We start from the raw sequence: 14,972 nt of genomic DNA, 5'->3' as shown, positions 1-14,972 counted from the left end.
GATGCTAAGCCCGTTAAAACATGAAGAAAAGCCATAAACAACACGTTATTATGTCGCATCTTTTTCTACTCGCCCGTTTAAGCATGCATACTCTCGAACAACTTCTCTCTGGTGAATTACGCCAGCAAACGCGTATTAATATCAAAGACAACTTACAGTACTTACCGGCAAATTTCGTCCAGTTTTGTCCACAAGTAGAAGTGCTTGATGTTAGCGATAATCAGCTAAATAGCTTACCGGACACCCTAGAACAGTTACCAAACTTGCGCATCGTGTTTGCTTCAAATAATCGTTTTGAGGTGCTACCGAAAGTACTGGGGCGTTGCGCTAAGTTAGAAATGGTAGGTTTTAAATCAAACCTTATTCGCGAAGTACCGGCTGCCGCATTACCTAAAAATTTGCGCTGGTTGATTCTTACCGATAATCAGATTGAGGTGTTGCCTGAACAGTTAGGCGAGGCTGCATTGCTACAAAAATGTGCCTTAGCGGGGAACAAGCTACGCGCTTTGCCGCAATCGATGAGCCAATGCACCAAGTTAGAATTGCTGCGTATTTCGGCTAACCAGTTACTACACTTTCCTACTCAGCTATTAGAGCTACCACGGTTAGCGTGGTTGGCGTTTGCGGGCAATCCGTTTTGCCAAGCCTTTGATCATGGTTCCAGTTTGCCTAAGTACCAATTAACGGACTTTGAAATGGATAAAGTGCTTGGCCAGGGGGCTTCTGGAGTAATCTCTTTAGCTCACCCTAATGCTAGCACTAACTTACCTGCGAGCGTGGCGATTAAGATATTTAAGGGCGAAGTGACCAGCGACGGCTACCCCAGTGATGAGCTAGATGCTTGCTTACATGTGGATCAGCATCCAGCATTGGTTAACTTTATCGGTCAAATCCAACACGCTAATTGTTCAGCAGTAGTTATGGCGTTAATCCCAGAGCATTTCACCAACCTTGGCCAGCCGCCAAGTTTAGCCACTTGTACTCGCGATACCTTTTTGCCAGAACAGCAATTAAGCGTTGAAGCAATCAGCGGCATTGTGAAACAAATGAAAAGTTTAGTAGCCCACCTAGCCGATCATCATATGTGTCATGGCGATTTATACGCACACAATGTGTTGGTAGACAGCGCACATAACATTGTATTGGGTGACTTTGGCGCGGCGTCGCATTACGAGTACTTACCGCAGGAAGTACAAGCCAAGCTCATGCGAGTAGAACAGCGCGCGTTAGCGTTCTTTATCGAAGATATGCTAAGTATTTGTCAGGCAGGCGAGCAGGGTTCAGATACTTATCAAAACTTAAAGCGCCAAAGCAGCGAGCTGCTCGGCGCTTAAAACATAAGATAGAAAGGCTGAGCTATTTACTCAGCTTTTTCTTCTATGCCTTCATTTGCCGTGCGGCAGGCCAAAATAAATTCATGTGCTTCTTTTTTGGTTTCGGCAATTTTTACTGGTGAATCGACCAATATTTCAAACTTGCTCAAATGAATGCTCGGCAGGCATAAGTGTTTTTGCGTCATATCTGAAAAGATATCTACGTTGTATAGAAACTCTCCACCTTCAGAGTAAACATCTAGGGTCGTGCTACTCATAAAATCGATTAAGAAGGTCGCGTTTTGGCTAGCGTCTTCGCCATTAATTCGGGGTTGTTCACCGTCACGGCGTTGGTTAATGGTAATACTTTGAGAGGGGGAACTACCGTCTGCTCTAAAATGGCGTATTTGAGTAATAGTTTCGGTATCACCGGCAGAGCCAGGGAAGGAAACAGCAGGGGGATAAAAGGTAACAGCAATTTGACTACGTGGCTGCTCATCTTCTACAGAACAGGCCAATAACAAACCAGATAACAGCGCAACGGCAACAATACGCGGGGATAACATTCCAACTCCTAATACAGCAACAAGGCTAACTTTCCTGTCAGCTATCATCATCCCTAAATAAGTAACCCAGCTTTTTACAGAAAGCGGTAAAACTAAGCAAGTTAAAGTTCTAATATTGAGCTAACTATCGGTATTTTATTCGTTTTCTGCGGGATTAATAACATAAAACTTACTAATCTGCAGCGTCTAAATGCGCTAACGGTTGCCTAAAATTCTGTACATGATATTTTCATTGCACGAATTATTTAAGGACCTCAAGCCATGCCAAAGGCCAGTGAAATAAAAAAGAATGCCGCTATTGAACATAACGATAAAGTTTACTTTGTAAAAGACATCGCTAAGCTCACGCCAAGTGGCCGAGCCGGTGCCAGTTTATACCGCATGCGTTTATACGATGTAGCCACAGGCGCTAAAGCAGATGAGAGCTTTAAAGCAGACGAAATGATTAGCTTGGCAGACGTAAGCCGCCATCAAGTGATGTTCTCTTACATCGACGGTGATGAATACGTGTTTATGGATAACGAAGACTACACGCCGTTTAACCTAAACAAAGAAACCATTGCAGAAGAAGTGCCATTTATCACCGAAGATACCGCTGGTATCCAAGTGGTTACTGTAGATGGCGCACCAGTGGCAGTAGAGCTACCAGCCAGCGTTGAGTTAGTGATTGTAGAAACTGACCCATCGATTAAAGGTGCCTCGGCCAGTGCCCGCACTAAGCCCGCTATTTTAAGCACTGGCTTGTCGGTACAAGTACCTGAATACATTGCCAGTGGCGAGAAGATTAAGATCAGCACCACCGAGAAGAAATTTATGAGTCGTGCAGACAAGTAAGTTTTAGTGGTGAGAGGTGGATTTATAAAGCAGCCTAAGGGCTGCTTTTTTACAGGGATGATAGATGGACGGTGATTGGACTCACTCCAGCTCAAAAATATACTGCTTAAAAACGACACTAATTGGTTGCTTGGTGTGGCTTGTTTTTAATCTGTTAACCGGTTTTATTACTGGAAACCATCGTTTAGACGATAACTACTTTATTTTGTTTCTCGTTGTGATCTTCGTGGTGGTGAAATGCAGTTACAAAGTAGTGTTTATTGATTCCTATCTAACTATATCTCGATTTGGCATGGTCACTGCGCACATAGATTTGTATAAGCTAGATAAAGTGAACTTAGAGCAGCAGATGCTCCATTTAGTAACTAATGATCAAGCTCGCTATCAGCTTAAACTCTATAAATTGCCTGAAAAGTTTTACGACGATATTCGCCATTCAATCCAGCCTTTAACTGGGACGCGACAGTCTAGGCCCGCGCCGGTTTTTGCGTTAAAAAATGAAGATAGACAACAGTTGGTTCTTTCTGGTGTCGGAGTAGTAGCTGGCTTGCTTGTACTGGCTGGGATGATCCGTAATTATTTGGAGTTAAATGGGCTCTTTGGTTCGGAAGGTATTCGATTAGATAGTCAGCTCGCTTCTGTGTTACACGGACTCCTTGTTGCTAGCCTGTTGATTGGTAATGGCCTTAGTCAGTTATATGGAAAAACTATCTATCAACGCATAAAAAGAGCGCGAGCAAATACGGTGGCGTTGATAGCGTTTATCTTGTTTCTTATTGCCGTAGGTCTAAATGAAGGTGGAGTGCTTAGACAGTTTGAAAATTCGATATTGGCCAATGTTATAGCTATTTCTCTTACCCTAACCTTTGTTGGCCTGTTGGTATTTGCCTATTTTTTAAAGAAAAGAGCTGAGAGGTAAGTTGGCTGTAATAAGCAAAGCTCACTACTGTAAAAGAAATCGCTTGTTGTTTTGCGCTACTCGACGGTGATGAGGCAAATTAGTGCGTAATCCGATAGTTGATATTTACTGGAATCGAGGGTGAATTTCCGGCAAGTTTGCTCCGAGAATAGTGAAACGTAAAAAACAAAAAGCAGCCTTTCGGCTGCTAATTAGATCAGAGCAACCTTGTTAGTTAAATCATTGTTCTACCTTGGCGCATCAGCTCTTCAATTTCGCCTAGGCTAGCGGGGTCGTCGATGGTAGAGGGTATAGCGTATTCTTCGCCGTCGGCAAGTTGGCGCAGGGTGCGGCGCAGTATTTTTCCTGAGCGTGTTTTTGGCAAGCGCTGCACGATGATGGCTTGTTTAAAGCAGGCCAAGGGGCCAATTTCATTACGCACTTTTTGAATCAACTCCTTGGATACTTCTTGATCGCTTTGTTGAACACCGTCTTTGAGAACCACTAAGCCAAAAGGAACTTGGCCTTTTAAGTCATCATGGCTACCAATAACTGCGCATTCGGCTACCGCGGGGTGAGCACCAACCACTTCTTCCATTTCGCCGGTGGATAAGCGGTGGCCTGCTACGTTAATCACATCGTCGATGCGACCCATCACAAATAAGTAGTCATCTTCGTCGATATAGCCGCCATCTCCAGACACATAGTAACCAGGAAACTGTTTTAGGTAGGCTGATTCAAATCGAGCTTGATCGCCCCACACGGTAGGCAAGCAACCTGGGGGAAGCGGTAATTTGATGGCAATAAAACCTTGCGCCATGGGTGCGCTAGGTTCACCCATTTCATCCAGTATGCTTACTTGGTAGCCGGGCAGTGCTTTGGTGGCGCTGCCGGCTTTAACGGGCATGCGTTCTAAACCTAGCGGATTGCCTGCAATTGCCCAACCGGTTTCGGTTTGCCACCAGTGGTCGGTCACTGGTTTGTCGGTTTTGGCTATAGTCCATTCTAAAGTAGGGGGATCGAGGCGTTCACCGGCCATGAAAATATCGCGCAGTTGGCTAAGGTCGTAGTCTTTTACCAAAGCGCCTTCGGGGTCTTCTTTCTTAATCGCTCTAAAGGCGGTGGGCGCGGCAAACAGTACTTTGACTTTATGCTCGCTGGCGACTCGCCAAAACGCCCCAGCATCCGGGGTGCGCACTGGTTTACCCTCATACAAAATGGTGGTGCAACCATAAATTAGTGGGGCGTATACGATGTAGGAGTGACCTACCACCCAACCTACGTCAGAGGCTGCCCAAAATACGTCGCCGGGTTGTACGTTGTACACGGCTTGCATCGAGTAGTTCATGGCTACCGCATGGCCGCCGTTATCGCGCACTACACCTTTGGGTTTGCCAGTGGTGCCTGAGGTATACAGGATGTACAAGGGATCGGTGGCGTCCACTGGTACACAGTCAGCGGGTTTAGCTTGCTGCTGTTGGCTTTGCCAGTCTTGGTATTGAGCATTAAATTCAACCGCTTGCTGCGGGCGTTGCCACACTAACACGGGGGTATCCATTTGTTGGCTTTGCTCTAAGGCTAAACTCACCATGGGCATGTAATTGATGACTTTAGCGCCTTCAAGGCCGCAACTGGCGGTAAGAACAACTTTTGGCTGCGCATCGTCTATTCGCACGGCCAGTTCTTGCGCGGCAAAACCGCCAAATACTACCGAGTGAATTGCCCCTAAGCGCGCGCAGGCCAACATAGCAATCGCCGCTTGTGGGATCATTGGCATGTACAGCACCACCCGATCACCTTTATTCACTCCGTGCTCGGCTAACATACCGGCCGTGGTGGCCACTTCGTCACGTAGTTGGCTGTAGGTAAATTTTTGCTGTAGCTCCGCGACGGGTGAGTCGTAAATAAGCGCGGTTTGCTCGCCGCGGCCATTTTCACAATGATAATCTAAAGCTAAGTAGGCTGTGTTCATGCTGCCGCCTTTAAACCAGCGATAGTTGCCATGTTCGTCTTGGCTTAGCGCTTTGTCGGGCTGTTTAAACCAAGCTAATTGTTGAGCTTGTTCTAGCCAAAACTGTTCTGGTTGCTGCTTGGCGAAATCTGCTTGTTGCTGATAACTCATAATGTGCTCCTCGTCCCTAAGCTATAACCACTTGGTAGGGAGAATGTATTTAGGTTCCGATTTTTGATACCAGTGGTAACTTAAAAGCTATCACTGGGTACGCGAATCCACCCTTCCATTAGTATTCTGGCGCTGCGACTCATGCTCACTTTGGTCACCTGCCATTGTTGATTATCTTGCTGTGCTTGTGCGCCTACTTTTAAGCTGCCCGAAGGATGGCCGAAGCTCACTGCTTCTCGTTCTCCTCCGCCAGCGGCTAAGTTAACCAAGGTGCCGGGAATGGCGGCTGCGGTGCCTATCGCCACTGCGGCAGTGCCCATCATGGCGTGATGTAGCTTGCCCATGGATAAGGCGCGTACACACAGGTTGTTATCGCTGGTCTTAATCTGTTTACCGCTAGAGCTCAAGTAGTCTTGAGATTTAGCCACAAAGGCCACTTTTGGGGTATGTTGGCGCTGAGCTGCTTGATCAATATGGCTGATTAAGCCCATTTTTAGGGCGCCGTAAGCACGGATTTTTTCAAACATCGCGAGAGCTTTTTGATCGTTGTTGATGTCGTCTTGTAATTCAGTGCCCGAGTAGCCCAATTGTTCGGCTTGCAGAAAAATTGTGGGGATGCCTGCGTTGATCATGGTGGCTTGCAAATTGCCCAATTCGGGCACTTCCAGTTGATCAACTAAGTTACCCGTAGGAAACAAGGCGCCGTCGCTATCTGCTGGGTCAACAAATTCTATTTGTACTTCGGCGGCGGGAAAGGTCACGCCATCTAATTCAAAATCACCACATTCTTGTACTTCCCCATCATTAATCGGCACATGGGCGATAATGGTTTTTTGAATGTTGGCTTGCCATATCCTTACACTGGCAAAGCCATTTTGTGGAATTAAAGCTGAGTCAACTAATCCGCTGTTTATGGCAAACGCGCCCACTGCGGCGGTGAGGTTACCGCAGTTGCCGCTCCAATCAACAAAGGCTTTATCAATTGATACTTGGCCAAACAGGTAATCAACATGGTGATTGGCTTGCTGGCTTTTCGACACAATCACTGTTTTGCTGGTGCTAGACGTTGCGCCACCCATGCCATCAATCTGTTTGGCGTAGGGATCAGGGCTGCCAATCACTCGTAGTAGCAATTTGTCCCTAGCTTCACCTGCTTGTTGAGCGACGTCTGGCAAGTCACTCAGCTTGAAAAATACCCCTTTGCTGGTGCCTCCGCGCATATAGGTAGCAGGAATACGAACTTGTTTTACTGTGTTCATCGTTGCCTCCTAATGCTGGCTTTCATTTTTAAGACTCTCACTTTCGAGAAAGTCTTGAGCGAAGCGTTGTAATACGCCGCCCGCTTGATATACCGAGACTTCTTCAGCGGTATCTAAGCGGCACACTACGGGTAAATCGATACGCTCGCCGCTGGCACGGGTTATTACTAAGGTAAGCAACTCGCCGGGAGCGGGGGTACCAATTACATCGTAAGTTTCGCTGCCGTCTATGCGGTAGCTATGGCGGTTGTTACCCTTGGTAAACTCTAGGGGTAATACACCCATACCGACTAAGTTAGTGCGGTGAATACGCTCAAAGCCTTCGGCTACAATCACCTCTACGCCAGCTAAACGTACCCCTTTAGCAGCCCAGTCTCGCGACGAACCTTGGCCGTAATCGGCACCCGCCACAATAATTAATGGCTGCTTGCGATCCATATAGGTTTCAATGGCTTCCCACATGCGCATTACTTCGCCTTCAGGTTCTACTCTGGCGAGTGAACCTTGTTTTACTTCGCCACTTTCTTTAACCATTTCGTTAAACAGTTTGGGGTTAGCGAAGGTTGCGCGTTGTGCGGTAAGGTGGTCGCCGCGATGGGTCGCGTAAGAGTTAAAATCTACTTCTGGTAGACCCATTTTGTCTAAGTAAGCACCGGCGGCGCTGTCGAGCATAATAGCGTTAGACGGTGATAAGTGATCGGTAGTGATGTTGTCACCCAGCACGGCTAAAGGTCGCATACCGCGCAAGGTTCTCTCACCTGCTAAGGCTCCTTCCCAGTAAGGTGGGCGGCGAATGTAGGTACTTTGTGGGCGCCACTCATAAAGTGGTGAGCTACTGCTGCCGTAATCTACCTTAATATCAAACATTGGCTGATACACTTTGCGAAAATGCTCGGGTTTCACGCTTTGGCTCACTACTGCATCTATTTCTTCATCGCTTGGCCAAATGTCTTTTAGAGTAATGGGGTTACCTTGGGTATCATGGCCTAGCGCGTCTTTTTCAATATCGAAGCGCATGGTGCCGGCAATGGCGTAAGCTACCACTAATGGCGGTGAAGCCAAGAAGGCCTGTTTAGCGTAAGGGTGAATGCGTCCATCAAAGTTACGGTTACCCGACAATACCGCAGTGGCATATAAATCTCGGTCTATCACTTCTTGCTGAATCTTAGGATCTAAAGCGCCACTCATACCGTTACAGGTGGTGCAGGCAAAACCGACAATGCCAAAACCAAGTTGCTCTAATTCTGGCAGTAAATTGGCTTCTTCCAAGTAGAGTTGTACCGCTTTAGAACCCGGAGCCAGTGAGGTTTTAACCCATGGCTTACGGCTTAAACCGAGCTGGTTAGCATTGCGAGCAATTAGGCCTGCTGCAATCACATTGCGAGGGTTAGAAGTATTGGTACAGCTAGTAATAGCAGCAATAATACAAGCGCCATCTGGCATCAAGCCTTCTAGTTTAGGAACTGGAGCAGCGATGCCTTGGCTGGCTAAATCTTTAGTGGCTACGCGGCGATGTGGGTTTGATGGCCCCGCAATGTTGCGGCCAACGCTTGATAAATCAAAGTGCAGCACTCGCTCATATTCGACTTCTTGTAGATCATCGGCCCATAAGCCGGTGGTTTTGGCGTAGTTCTCTACCAAGGCCACTTGTTCTGCTTCGCGGCCCGTAAGCTTGAGGTAATCAATGGTGTTGTTGTCGATGTAGAACATGGCAGCAGTGGCGCCAAATTCTGGCGTCATGTTGGAGATGGTGGCTCGGTCGCCCAAAGTAAGCTGAGCTGCGCCTTCGCCATAAAACTCTAAGTAGCTAGATACCACGCGTTGTTCGCGCAGAAACTCGGTGATGGCTAATACGATATCGGTGGCGGTAATACCCGCTTGGCGCTGGCCAGTTAACTCGACTCCAATAATGTCGGGAAGGCGCATGTAAGAGGCACGACCTAACATCACATTCTCAGCTTCTAAACCGCCCACACCAATGGCAATAACGCCTAGGGCATCAACATGTGGAGTATGGCTATCGGTACCGACTAAGGTATCGGGAAAGGCTACACCATCGCGAGCTTGAATCACTGGCGACATTTTCTCTAAGTTGATTTGATGCATGATGCCGTTACCCGGTGGGATAACATCAACGTTCTCAAAGGCGGTTTTACACCAATTGATAAAGTGAAAGCGATCTTCGTTGCGGCGATCTTCAATGGCGCGGTTTTTCTCAAAGGCATCACTTTCAAAACCAGCGTGTTCAACCGCTAAAGAGTGGTCAACAATCAGCTGAGTTGGCACCACAGGGTTCACTTTGGCGGGGTCACCGCCTTTGTCGGCAATTGCGTCACGTAAACCGGCTAAATCTACCAAGGCGGTTTGGCCCAAAATGTCGTGGCATACCACACGGGCAGGGTACCAAGGAAAATCTAGGTCTCGCTTGCGCTGAATAATTTGGCTAAGCGCAGCGTTTAGCTGGTCGGCGGGGCAGCGGCGCACCAGGTTTTCAGCCAGCACTCGCGAGGTATAAGGCAAACCGGCATAAGCACCGGGTTGAATCGCTTCAACCGCGGCGCGAGTATCAAAGTAATCTAGGTTGCTGCCTGCTAGGGGTAAGCGGTAATTGGTATTCATAAACGTTTCCACAGCAAAAGGAGAAGGCAGTGGAGCATTCGCCCCACTGAAAAAGCTAGCCGCGTTGCTCAATAGGCAGGTAGCTGCGCGGTTCGCTGCCGGTATAGTCGGCGCTCGGTCGAATAATGCGGTTATTGGCGCGTTGCTCCATGATGTGAGCGGCCCAGCCACTCACCCGCGAACAAACAAAAATGGGGGTGAACAGTGGAGTAGGGATGTTCATGAAATGATAGGCGCTGGCATGGAAGAAGTCGGCGTTACAGAACAACTCTTTTTCGCGCCACATTACTGCTTCTACGCGCTCTGATACTGCGTAAAGGTGCTTATCACCATTGGCTTCACTGAGCTTTTTAGACCATGCCTTAATTAAGGCATTACGTGGGTCACTAGTGCGATAAATGGCGTGGCCAAAACCCATGATTTTGTCTTTACGCGCTAACATGCCCATTATTTCAGTTTCGGCTTGCTCGGGGCTGGTCCAGTCTTCAATCATCGCCATAGCGGCTTCGTTAGCCCCGCCGTGCAAGGGGCCACGCAATGCGCCAATCGCACCAGAAACAGCAGAATGAATATCCGACAAGGTGGACGCAATCACTCGACCGGTAAAGGTTGAGGCGTTAAATTCATGTTCGGCATATAAAATTAACGAACATTGCATGACTTGCTCGTGCAGTGGGTCGGCAGCTTTGCCATGTAATAGCTCTAAAAAGTGACCGGCAATAGACTTTGCCGAGCTTTGAGTGGAGATCCTTACGCCATCATGACTAAAGCGATACCAATAACAGATAATGCCAGGCAATGTGGCTAGTAGGCGATCGGTATGCTGTTGCTGCTCGGCAAAGCTGGCTTCGGTTTCTAGGTTGCCTAGCATCGAAACACCGGTGCGCATTACGTCCATCGGATGAGCATCAGCAGGGATCAGCTCTAATACTGATTTTAAAGCATCTGGCAATTCACGCTGATTGTGCAGCGTATCGTGATAGGCCGCCAGTTGCTCGCGATTTGGCAGCTCACCATTGCATAATAGGTAGGCCACTTCTTCAAAGGTGGCTTGGTCGGCGAGTTCGCTAATATCGTAGCCGCAGTAGGTAAGGCCTGAGCCACTTTGGCCTACAGTGCATAATTTGGTTTCGCCTGCGCTTTGGCCTCGTAAGCCTGCGCCTCCTAAAGCTTTCTGTACCATGATGTTCTCCTTCATTCCTTGGTGTTAACAAGCGTGGCATCTGCTGTGCCGCATTGTTTGGCTTGTTAAATGGTGGGCTTAGCGGCTAAATCTTTGTTTGGCTGGCTAAGTCCGTTCACGTAGTATTTTGATTAATCTTGTTTAAACAGCTGGTCGAGTTTTTGTTCGTAGTCGTGGTAGCCCAAGTAGTCGTAGAGCTCGGCGCGAGTTTGCATGCTATCTACCACATCTCGCTGGTGGCCGTTACTGCGTAAGCTGCGATAAACATTTACAGCGGCTTGATTCATGGCGCGAAAGGCTGATAGCGGATACAGCACCATGTCTACACCAACGCCCGCTAGCTCTTCGCCGCTAAACAATGGGGTTTGGCCAAACTCAGTAATGTTGGCCAAAATTGGCACTTTTACCGCGTCGGCGAATTGTTGGTATTGCTCAAGCGTGAGCATGGCTTCAGGGAAAATCATGTCGGCGCCGGCTTCAACATATTGGCAAGCGCGCTCGATAGCGCCGCCCATCCCTTCTATTTGCAGGGCATCGGTGCGAGCCATAACGACAAAATCTGGATCTACCCGAGCATCAACAGCGGCTTTAATGCGGTCTACCATTTCTTGGCTAGAGACAATGGCTTTGTTGGGGCGGTGACCACAACGTTTTTGTGCCACTTGGTCTTCCATATGCACGGCGGCGGCATCGGAGCGGATCATTTCTTTTACGGTGCGGGCAATGTTAAATGCGCCACCAAAACCCACATCTATATCTACCAATAAAGGTAAGTCGCAAGCTGCAGTAATCCGGCGAACATCTTCTAGTACATCGTTCATGGTGGTGATGCCCAAGTCAGGCAAACCATAAGACGCATTGGCGATGCCTCCGCCAGAAAGGTAAATAGCTTGGTGGCCTTCGCGTTGGGCCATCATGGCGCAGTAGGGATTAATAGTGCCTACTATCTGTAGCGGGTTCTGTTCGGCTACCGCTTGGCGAAAACGTGCTCCTGGTGAGAGTTTTGAGCTGTTCATTCGTTCACTCCTAGAATGTGAGTTGCTGAAGCTTGAGCTTCTAAGCTTTGGTCGGTCAGATTAGTTTGGTGTTGTTGTTCTATGGCTTTGCGGGCGCGCGCTATATGGCGACGCATTAACATTTCGGCCAGTTCGCCATCGCGATCAGCCAGTGCCTGCCAAATGGCCCAATGTTCTTTTAAGGCTCGCTCTGGGCGAGAAACTTGTTTAGCGGCTTGGTAGCGATACATGCGCAACAAGTGGTAAAGCTCGTCACACAGCAGGTTCACTAGGCGTTGGTTAGCGCTGCCCTTAATAATGAGGTAGTGAAAATCGAAGTCACCTTGCTGTTCAAAGTAGGCTTTGCCTTGGTGTTGTTGCAGGTAGCTTTGGTGGTGTTCTAGTAGCTTTTTTAATTCATCAAGCTGAATTGTCGACAATTGCTCGGCGGCTAAGCGACAAGCCATGCCCTCTAAGGCTTCACGCACTGAGTAAATGTCTAACAGTTGTTGTTGGTTAAGCTGAACTACGCGAGCGCCAACGTGAGGCACTCTTTCAACTAAGCCCATGCCTTGCAGTTTAAGTATTGCTTCACGAAGAGGGCCGCGACTCACACCGTAATTACGTGCTAACTCTGGCTCGGAGATCTTTTCCCCCTGAGCAATTTGGCCGCTCACTATGGCTTCAATTAAGGTATCACTGAGGTTCTGTGATAACAGGTTTTGATTTTCGCTGAGCAATTTAGCGGGACTACGTTGTGACATATCAAGGTTACATTCAGGTTGTTTGAATGTTGCACAGTGTAGATCGATTGTTGCGGGTCGATCAAATAATTGTCGACAATATGTGCTTATACTTTAGTTTAAGTAGCGGAATTCGTATTTAAATAAGGGGTTTTGTCGACAATGAATGAGTGGTTTTAGTTATTGTCGACAATGTAGTTATAGCTGGGGATGATTCAGGTTTGTTGTAATAGTGCAGAGATTGGCTTGGGTACGTTCACCTGCCAGTTTTCTAAGGTTGTTAGGCATTCTTCTACCGTGGCCACTTGAACAAATTTGCAATTGTGTTCAGTTACTTGAGCATGAGCTTGCTGTTTTAAATACTCCAAAATTCCAGAATCTGGAGCTAAGTAAATACAGTGGCACAACTGGTTTTGTAAACACCAACCAATTTGCTTTTGCATCACAGGGATACTTTCTGGGGTGAGAAACTGCCAATCGCGGATATCAAAAATGGCCGCCCAAGGCTGTTGTTCAAGCTGACCCACCGTGTGTTTTATATCTTTGCGATATTCATTGGTGGTGGTGACGTTCCAACTATCGTAAAGCTGAGCCAACAGGAAATCTTGGTGAAAGTGTAATTCATAATAACCATGGCTGGCTGGATGCATTCAAACCTCAGATCTACTCATTGAAACGGGGTGTCAGGTTCACTTAGTGTGTATTGCCTAAACTGTCGTTTATTAAACGCGTAATTGAGGCTAACTGCAAATACTAGTGTGTAAGCGTTTGAAGTGAATAAGTCATTAGTATATTTGCCTAAAATAATCAGATATTTAGTGCTAATACACTAGGGTTACCAAGGCTTACAAAAAAGCTTCAATTTAGTTACCTTGCTTGCTTGTTATTTGAGCAGGCTCACGTTATGTTACGTATTCAATCAATTACTGCTTAAGTCGAGGGAACCATGAAACATTGTTTATGTTCAGCATACCGTTTAACCCGACTTGTGCCCGCAGCCTCGTTTGCCATGCGAAATAATAAACATGGCAGCCGAACCAAAGGGCCAGCAGCAAACTAAGATTGAGACCCATTCAATTTTATCCGAGCTGCGAAGTGTCGCAGTAAGGAAATAGCTAGACCATTCTTTCTATACTGCATCACTTCGCTCTCTATCAAGGAGAACGAGACATGATGTCACTTAAAATTCGCTTATTAACTTTTACCGTAGAATTATTGCTGCGCTATCAACAGCATCTTGAAACCCAGCAATGGCTTAAGCAGCAGCGCCAACAAAGCTGGCGAGTAGAGGGTATTAGTGCTCACATTGCCAAAGATATTGGGGCTGATCCGGATGGTCGATTTAGAGTTAAATTGCAGAAAGTTGAGCCAGAAGGCACCAGTAAGAATGTTAAACGTCAGAGCAGCGATAAAGCATGGCGTATTCGACAGCAAACGGTGAAAATCAAAACGTGAACCAAGCGCCCTACGGGGCGCTTTTTTGTTGAATTTGACGGCGATGTTTATACATAAAACACCTGTGTTGTAATGAAGCTAAAAGTGCTCGGTTAGCTTGTTCAAACTAGCATTGATTTTTTGCAGGCTTCGCGCTTTCCGTAAAAATGTTGAGTGGATGTAGCGCAAGAGTTGGAGCATGAGCTCAGCTACAGTACACTAGCCGCAGACCGCATTAGTAGGAAACAAATATGAGCGTTGAGCAAGACACTACCCACTTTGGTTATAAAACAGTAAACCGCGAGGAAAAGGTTGGCTTAGTGGCCGATGTTTTTCATTCGGTAGCGGCTAAATATGACGTAATGAACGATCTTATGTCGGGTGGGGTTCATCGCTTGTGGAAACGATTCACCATTGATTGTAGTGGCGTTCGCCCTGGCCAAAAGGTGCTAGATTTAGCTGGCGGTACCGGTGATTTAACCGCTAAGTTTTCTCGTATTGTGGGAAATACTGGTGAAGTGGTACTGGCCGACATTAACGACTCAATGCTTAAAATGGGTCGCAGCAAACTGCGTGATAAAGGCATTGTAGGCAATGTGCGTTATGTTCAAGCCAATGCGGAAGCGCTGCCCTTTCCAGACAATACCTTCGATGTGATAACTATTAGTTTTGGCTTACGCAATGTAACCGATAAAGATGCGGCTTTGCGTTCTATGTATCGCGTGCTTAAGCCGGGTGGTCGTTTGTTGGTTTTAGAGTTTTCTAAGCCGGAAATTGAAGCGGTAAGCAAAGTGTACGATGCATACTCATTTCACCTATTGCCTAAAATGGGCCAACTGATCGCCAACGATGCTGAAAGCTATCAATATTTGGCTGAATCTATTCGTATGCACCCAGACCAAGAAACTTTAAAAGGCATGATGCAACAAGCCGATTTTGAAGGCGTTGAGTACTACAATCTAACTGGTGGTGTGGTCGCTCTGCATCGCGGTTACAAGTTTTAAGA

At 47.2% G+C, this 14,972-nt stretch carries 13 protein-coding genes; 5 read left to right on the top strand and 8 right to left on the bottom strand.

Features of this window, described 5'->3' with window-relative positions; translation table 11 throughout:
* Positions 1-50: 50 nt before the first annotated feature.
* Positions 51-1,334 carry a leucine-rich repeat-containing protein kinase family protein gene (locus tag Q4549_RS12815; RefSeq protein WP_336622624.1) on the top strand — a complete coding sequence of 428 codons (1,284 nt, stop codon included), beginning with the start codon at positions 51-53 and terminating at the stop codon, positions 1,332-1,334.
* A gap of 26 nt (positions 1,335-1,360) precedes the next feature.
* Here Q4549_RS12815 and Q4549_RS12810 read toward each other — a convergent pair whose 3' ends face one another.
* Positions 1,361-1,879: a hypothetical protein gene (locus tag Q4549_RS12810; RefSeq protein ID WP_137672567.1), complete on the bottom strand. Its 519-nt coding sequence runs from the start codon at positions 1,877-1,879 to the stop codon at positions 1,361-1,363.
* A gap of 261 nt (positions 1,880-2,140) precedes the next feature.
* Between Q4549_RS12810 and yeiP the strand changes: the two genes are divergently transcribed.
* Positions 2,141-2,713: an elongation factor P-like protein YeiP gene (yeiP, locus tag Q4549_RS12805; protein ID WP_303552336.1), complete on the top strand. Its 573-nt coding sequence runs from the start codon at positions 2,141-2,143 to the stop codon at positions 2,711-2,713.
* Between the two features lie 64 nt (positions 2,714-2,777).
* A complete protein-coding gene (locus Q4549_RS12800) occupies positions 2,778-3,632 on the top strand; it encodes a hypothetical protein (protein WP_303552334.1) in 855 nt (284 codons plus the stop codon).
* A 214-nt stretch (positions 3,633-3,846) separates the two neighbouring features.
* On the opposite strand, the gene Q4549_RS12795 is transcribed toward Q4549_RS12800, so the two are convergent.
* The 7 genes from Q4549_RS12795 to Q4549_RS12765 all read right to left on the bottom strand — a co-directional run bounded on the left by Q4549_RS12795 (position 3,847) and on the right by Q4549_RS12765 (position 13,182).
* Positions 3,847-5,733, bottom strand: coding sequence for a propionyl-CoA synthetase (locus tag Q4549_RS12795; protein WP_303552331.1), 1,887 nt, complete (start codon positions 5,731-5,733; stop codon positions 3,847-3,849).
* Between the two features lie 80 nt (positions 5,734-5,813).
* A complete protein-coding gene (prpF, locus tag Q4549_RS12790) occupies positions 5,814-6,992 on the bottom strand; it encodes a 2-methylaconitate cis-trans isomerase PrpF (RefSeq protein ID WP_303552329.1) in 1,179 nt (392 codons plus the stop codon).
* A 9-nt stretch (positions 6,993-7,001) separates the two neighbouring features.
* A complete protein-coding gene (gene acnD, locus Q4549_RS12785) occupies positions 7,002-9,611 on the bottom strand; it encodes a Fe/S-dependent 2-methylisocitrate dehydratase AcnD (protein WP_303552326.1) in 2,610 nt (869 codons plus the stop codon).
* A 55-nt stretch (positions 9,612-9,666) separates the two neighbouring features.
* Positions 9,667-10,794 carry a 2-methylcitrate synthase gene (gene prpC, locus Q4549_RS12780; RefSeq protein WP_303552324.1) on the bottom strand — a complete coding sequence of 376 codons (1,128 nt, stop codon included), beginning with the start codon at positions 10,792-10,794 and terminating at the stop codon, positions 9,667-9,669.
* Between the two features lie 131 nt (positions 10,795-10,925).
* Positions 10,926-11,810: a methylisocitrate lyase gene (gene prpB, locus Q4549_RS12775; protein WP_303552323.1), complete on the bottom strand. Its 885-nt coding sequence runs from the start codon at positions 11,808-11,810 to the stop codon at positions 10,926-10,928.
* Positions 11,807-12,553 carry a GntR family transcriptional regulator gene (locus Q4549_RS12770; protein ID WP_303552320.1) on the bottom strand — a complete coding sequence of 249 codons (747 nt, stop codon included), beginning with the start codon at positions 12,551-12,553 and terminating at the stop codon, positions 11,807-11,809. The genes prpB and Q4549_RS12770 overlap by 4 nt, the downstream gene beginning before the upstream one ends.
* 194 nt (positions 12,554-12,747) lie before the next feature.
* Positions 12,748-13,182, bottom strand: a complete 435-nt coding sequence (locus tag Q4549_RS12765) for a hypothetical protein (RefSeq protein ID WP_303552318.1) — start codon at positions 13,180-13,182, stop codon at positions 12,748-12,750.
* Between the two features lie 520 nt (positions 13,183-13,702).
* Here Q4549_RS12765 and Q4549_RS12760 point away from each other — a divergent pair.
* Positions 13,703-13,987: a hypothetical protein gene (locus tag Q4549_RS12760; RefSeq protein ID WP_303516542.1), complete on the top strand. Its 285-nt coding sequence runs from the start codon at positions 13,703-13,705 to the stop codon at positions 13,985-13,987.
* 230 nt (positions 13,988-14,217) lie between these two features.
* Positions 14,218-14,970 (top strand): bifunctional demethylmenaquinone methyltransferase/2-methoxy-6-polyprenyl-1,4-benzoquinol methylase UbiE, encoded by a 753-nt coding sequence (gene ubiE, locus Q4549_RS12755; RefSeq protein ID WP_303552315.1) that lies wholly within the window; start codon positions 14,218-14,220, stop codon positions 14,968-14,970.
* The last annotated feature ends 2 nt before the right edge of the window (positions 14,971-14,972 follow it).

The organism is Agarivorans sp. 2_MG-2023, from assembly GCF_030548085.1.
In the GTDB taxonomy this organism is placed as follows: domain Bacteria; phylum Pseudomonadota; class Gammaproteobacteria; order Enterobacterales; family Celerinatantimonadaceae; genus Agarivorans.
The sequence above is the reverse complement of the archived record's forward strand: the minus strand, read 5'-3'. Positions and strand labels throughout refer to the sequence as shown.

Coding starts and splice junctions, on each gene's coding strand:
- Q4549_RS12815 (WP_336622624.1), top strand. CDS start 51: ATGTCGCATCTTTTTCTACTCGCCCGTTTAAGCATGCATACTCTCGAA.
- Q4549_RS12810 (WP_137672567.1), bottom strand. CDS start 1,879: ATGTTATCCCCGCGTATTGTTGCCGTTGCGCTGTTATCTGGTTTGTTA.
- yeiP (WP_303552336.1), top strand. CDS start 2,141: ATGCCAAAGGCCAGTGAAATAAAAAAGAATGCCGCTATTGAACATAAC.
- Q4549_RS12800 (WP_303552334.1), top strand. CDS start 2,778: ATGGACGGTGATTGGACTCACTCCAGCTCAAAAATATACTGCTTAAAA.
- Q4549_RS12795 (WP_303552331.1), bottom strand. CDS start 5,733: ATGAGTTATCAGCAACAAGCAGATTTCGCCAAGCAGCAACCAGAACAG.
- prpF (WP_303552329.1), bottom strand. CDS start 6,992: ATGAACACAGTAAAACAAGTTCGTATTCCTGCTACCTATATGCGCGGA.
- acnD (WP_303552326.1), bottom strand. CDS start 9,611: ATGAATACCAATTACCGCTTACCCCTAGCAGGCAGCAACCTAGATTAC.
- prpC (WP_303552324.1), bottom strand. CDS start 10,794: ATGGTACAGAAAGCTTTAGGAGGCGCAGGCTTACGAGGCCAAAGCGCA.
- prpB (WP_303552323.1), bottom strand. CDS start 11,810: ATGAACAGCTCAAAACTCTCACCAGGAGCACGTTTTCGCCAAGCGGTA.
- Q4549_RS12770 (WP_303552320.1), bottom strand. CDS start 12,553: ATGTCACAACGTAGTCCCGCTAAATTGCTCAGCGAAAATCAAAACCTG.
- Q4549_RS12765 (WP_303552318.1), bottom strand. CDS start 13,182: ATGCATCCAGCCAGCCATGGTTATTATGAATTACACTTTCACCAAGAT.
- Q4549_RS12760 (WP_303516542.1), top strand. CDS start 13,703: ATGATGTCACTTAAAATTCGCTTATTAACTTTTACCGTAGAATTATTG.
- ubiE (WP_303552315.1), top strand. CDS start 14,218: ATGAGCGTTGAGCAAGACACTACCCACTTTGGTTATAAAACAGTAAAC.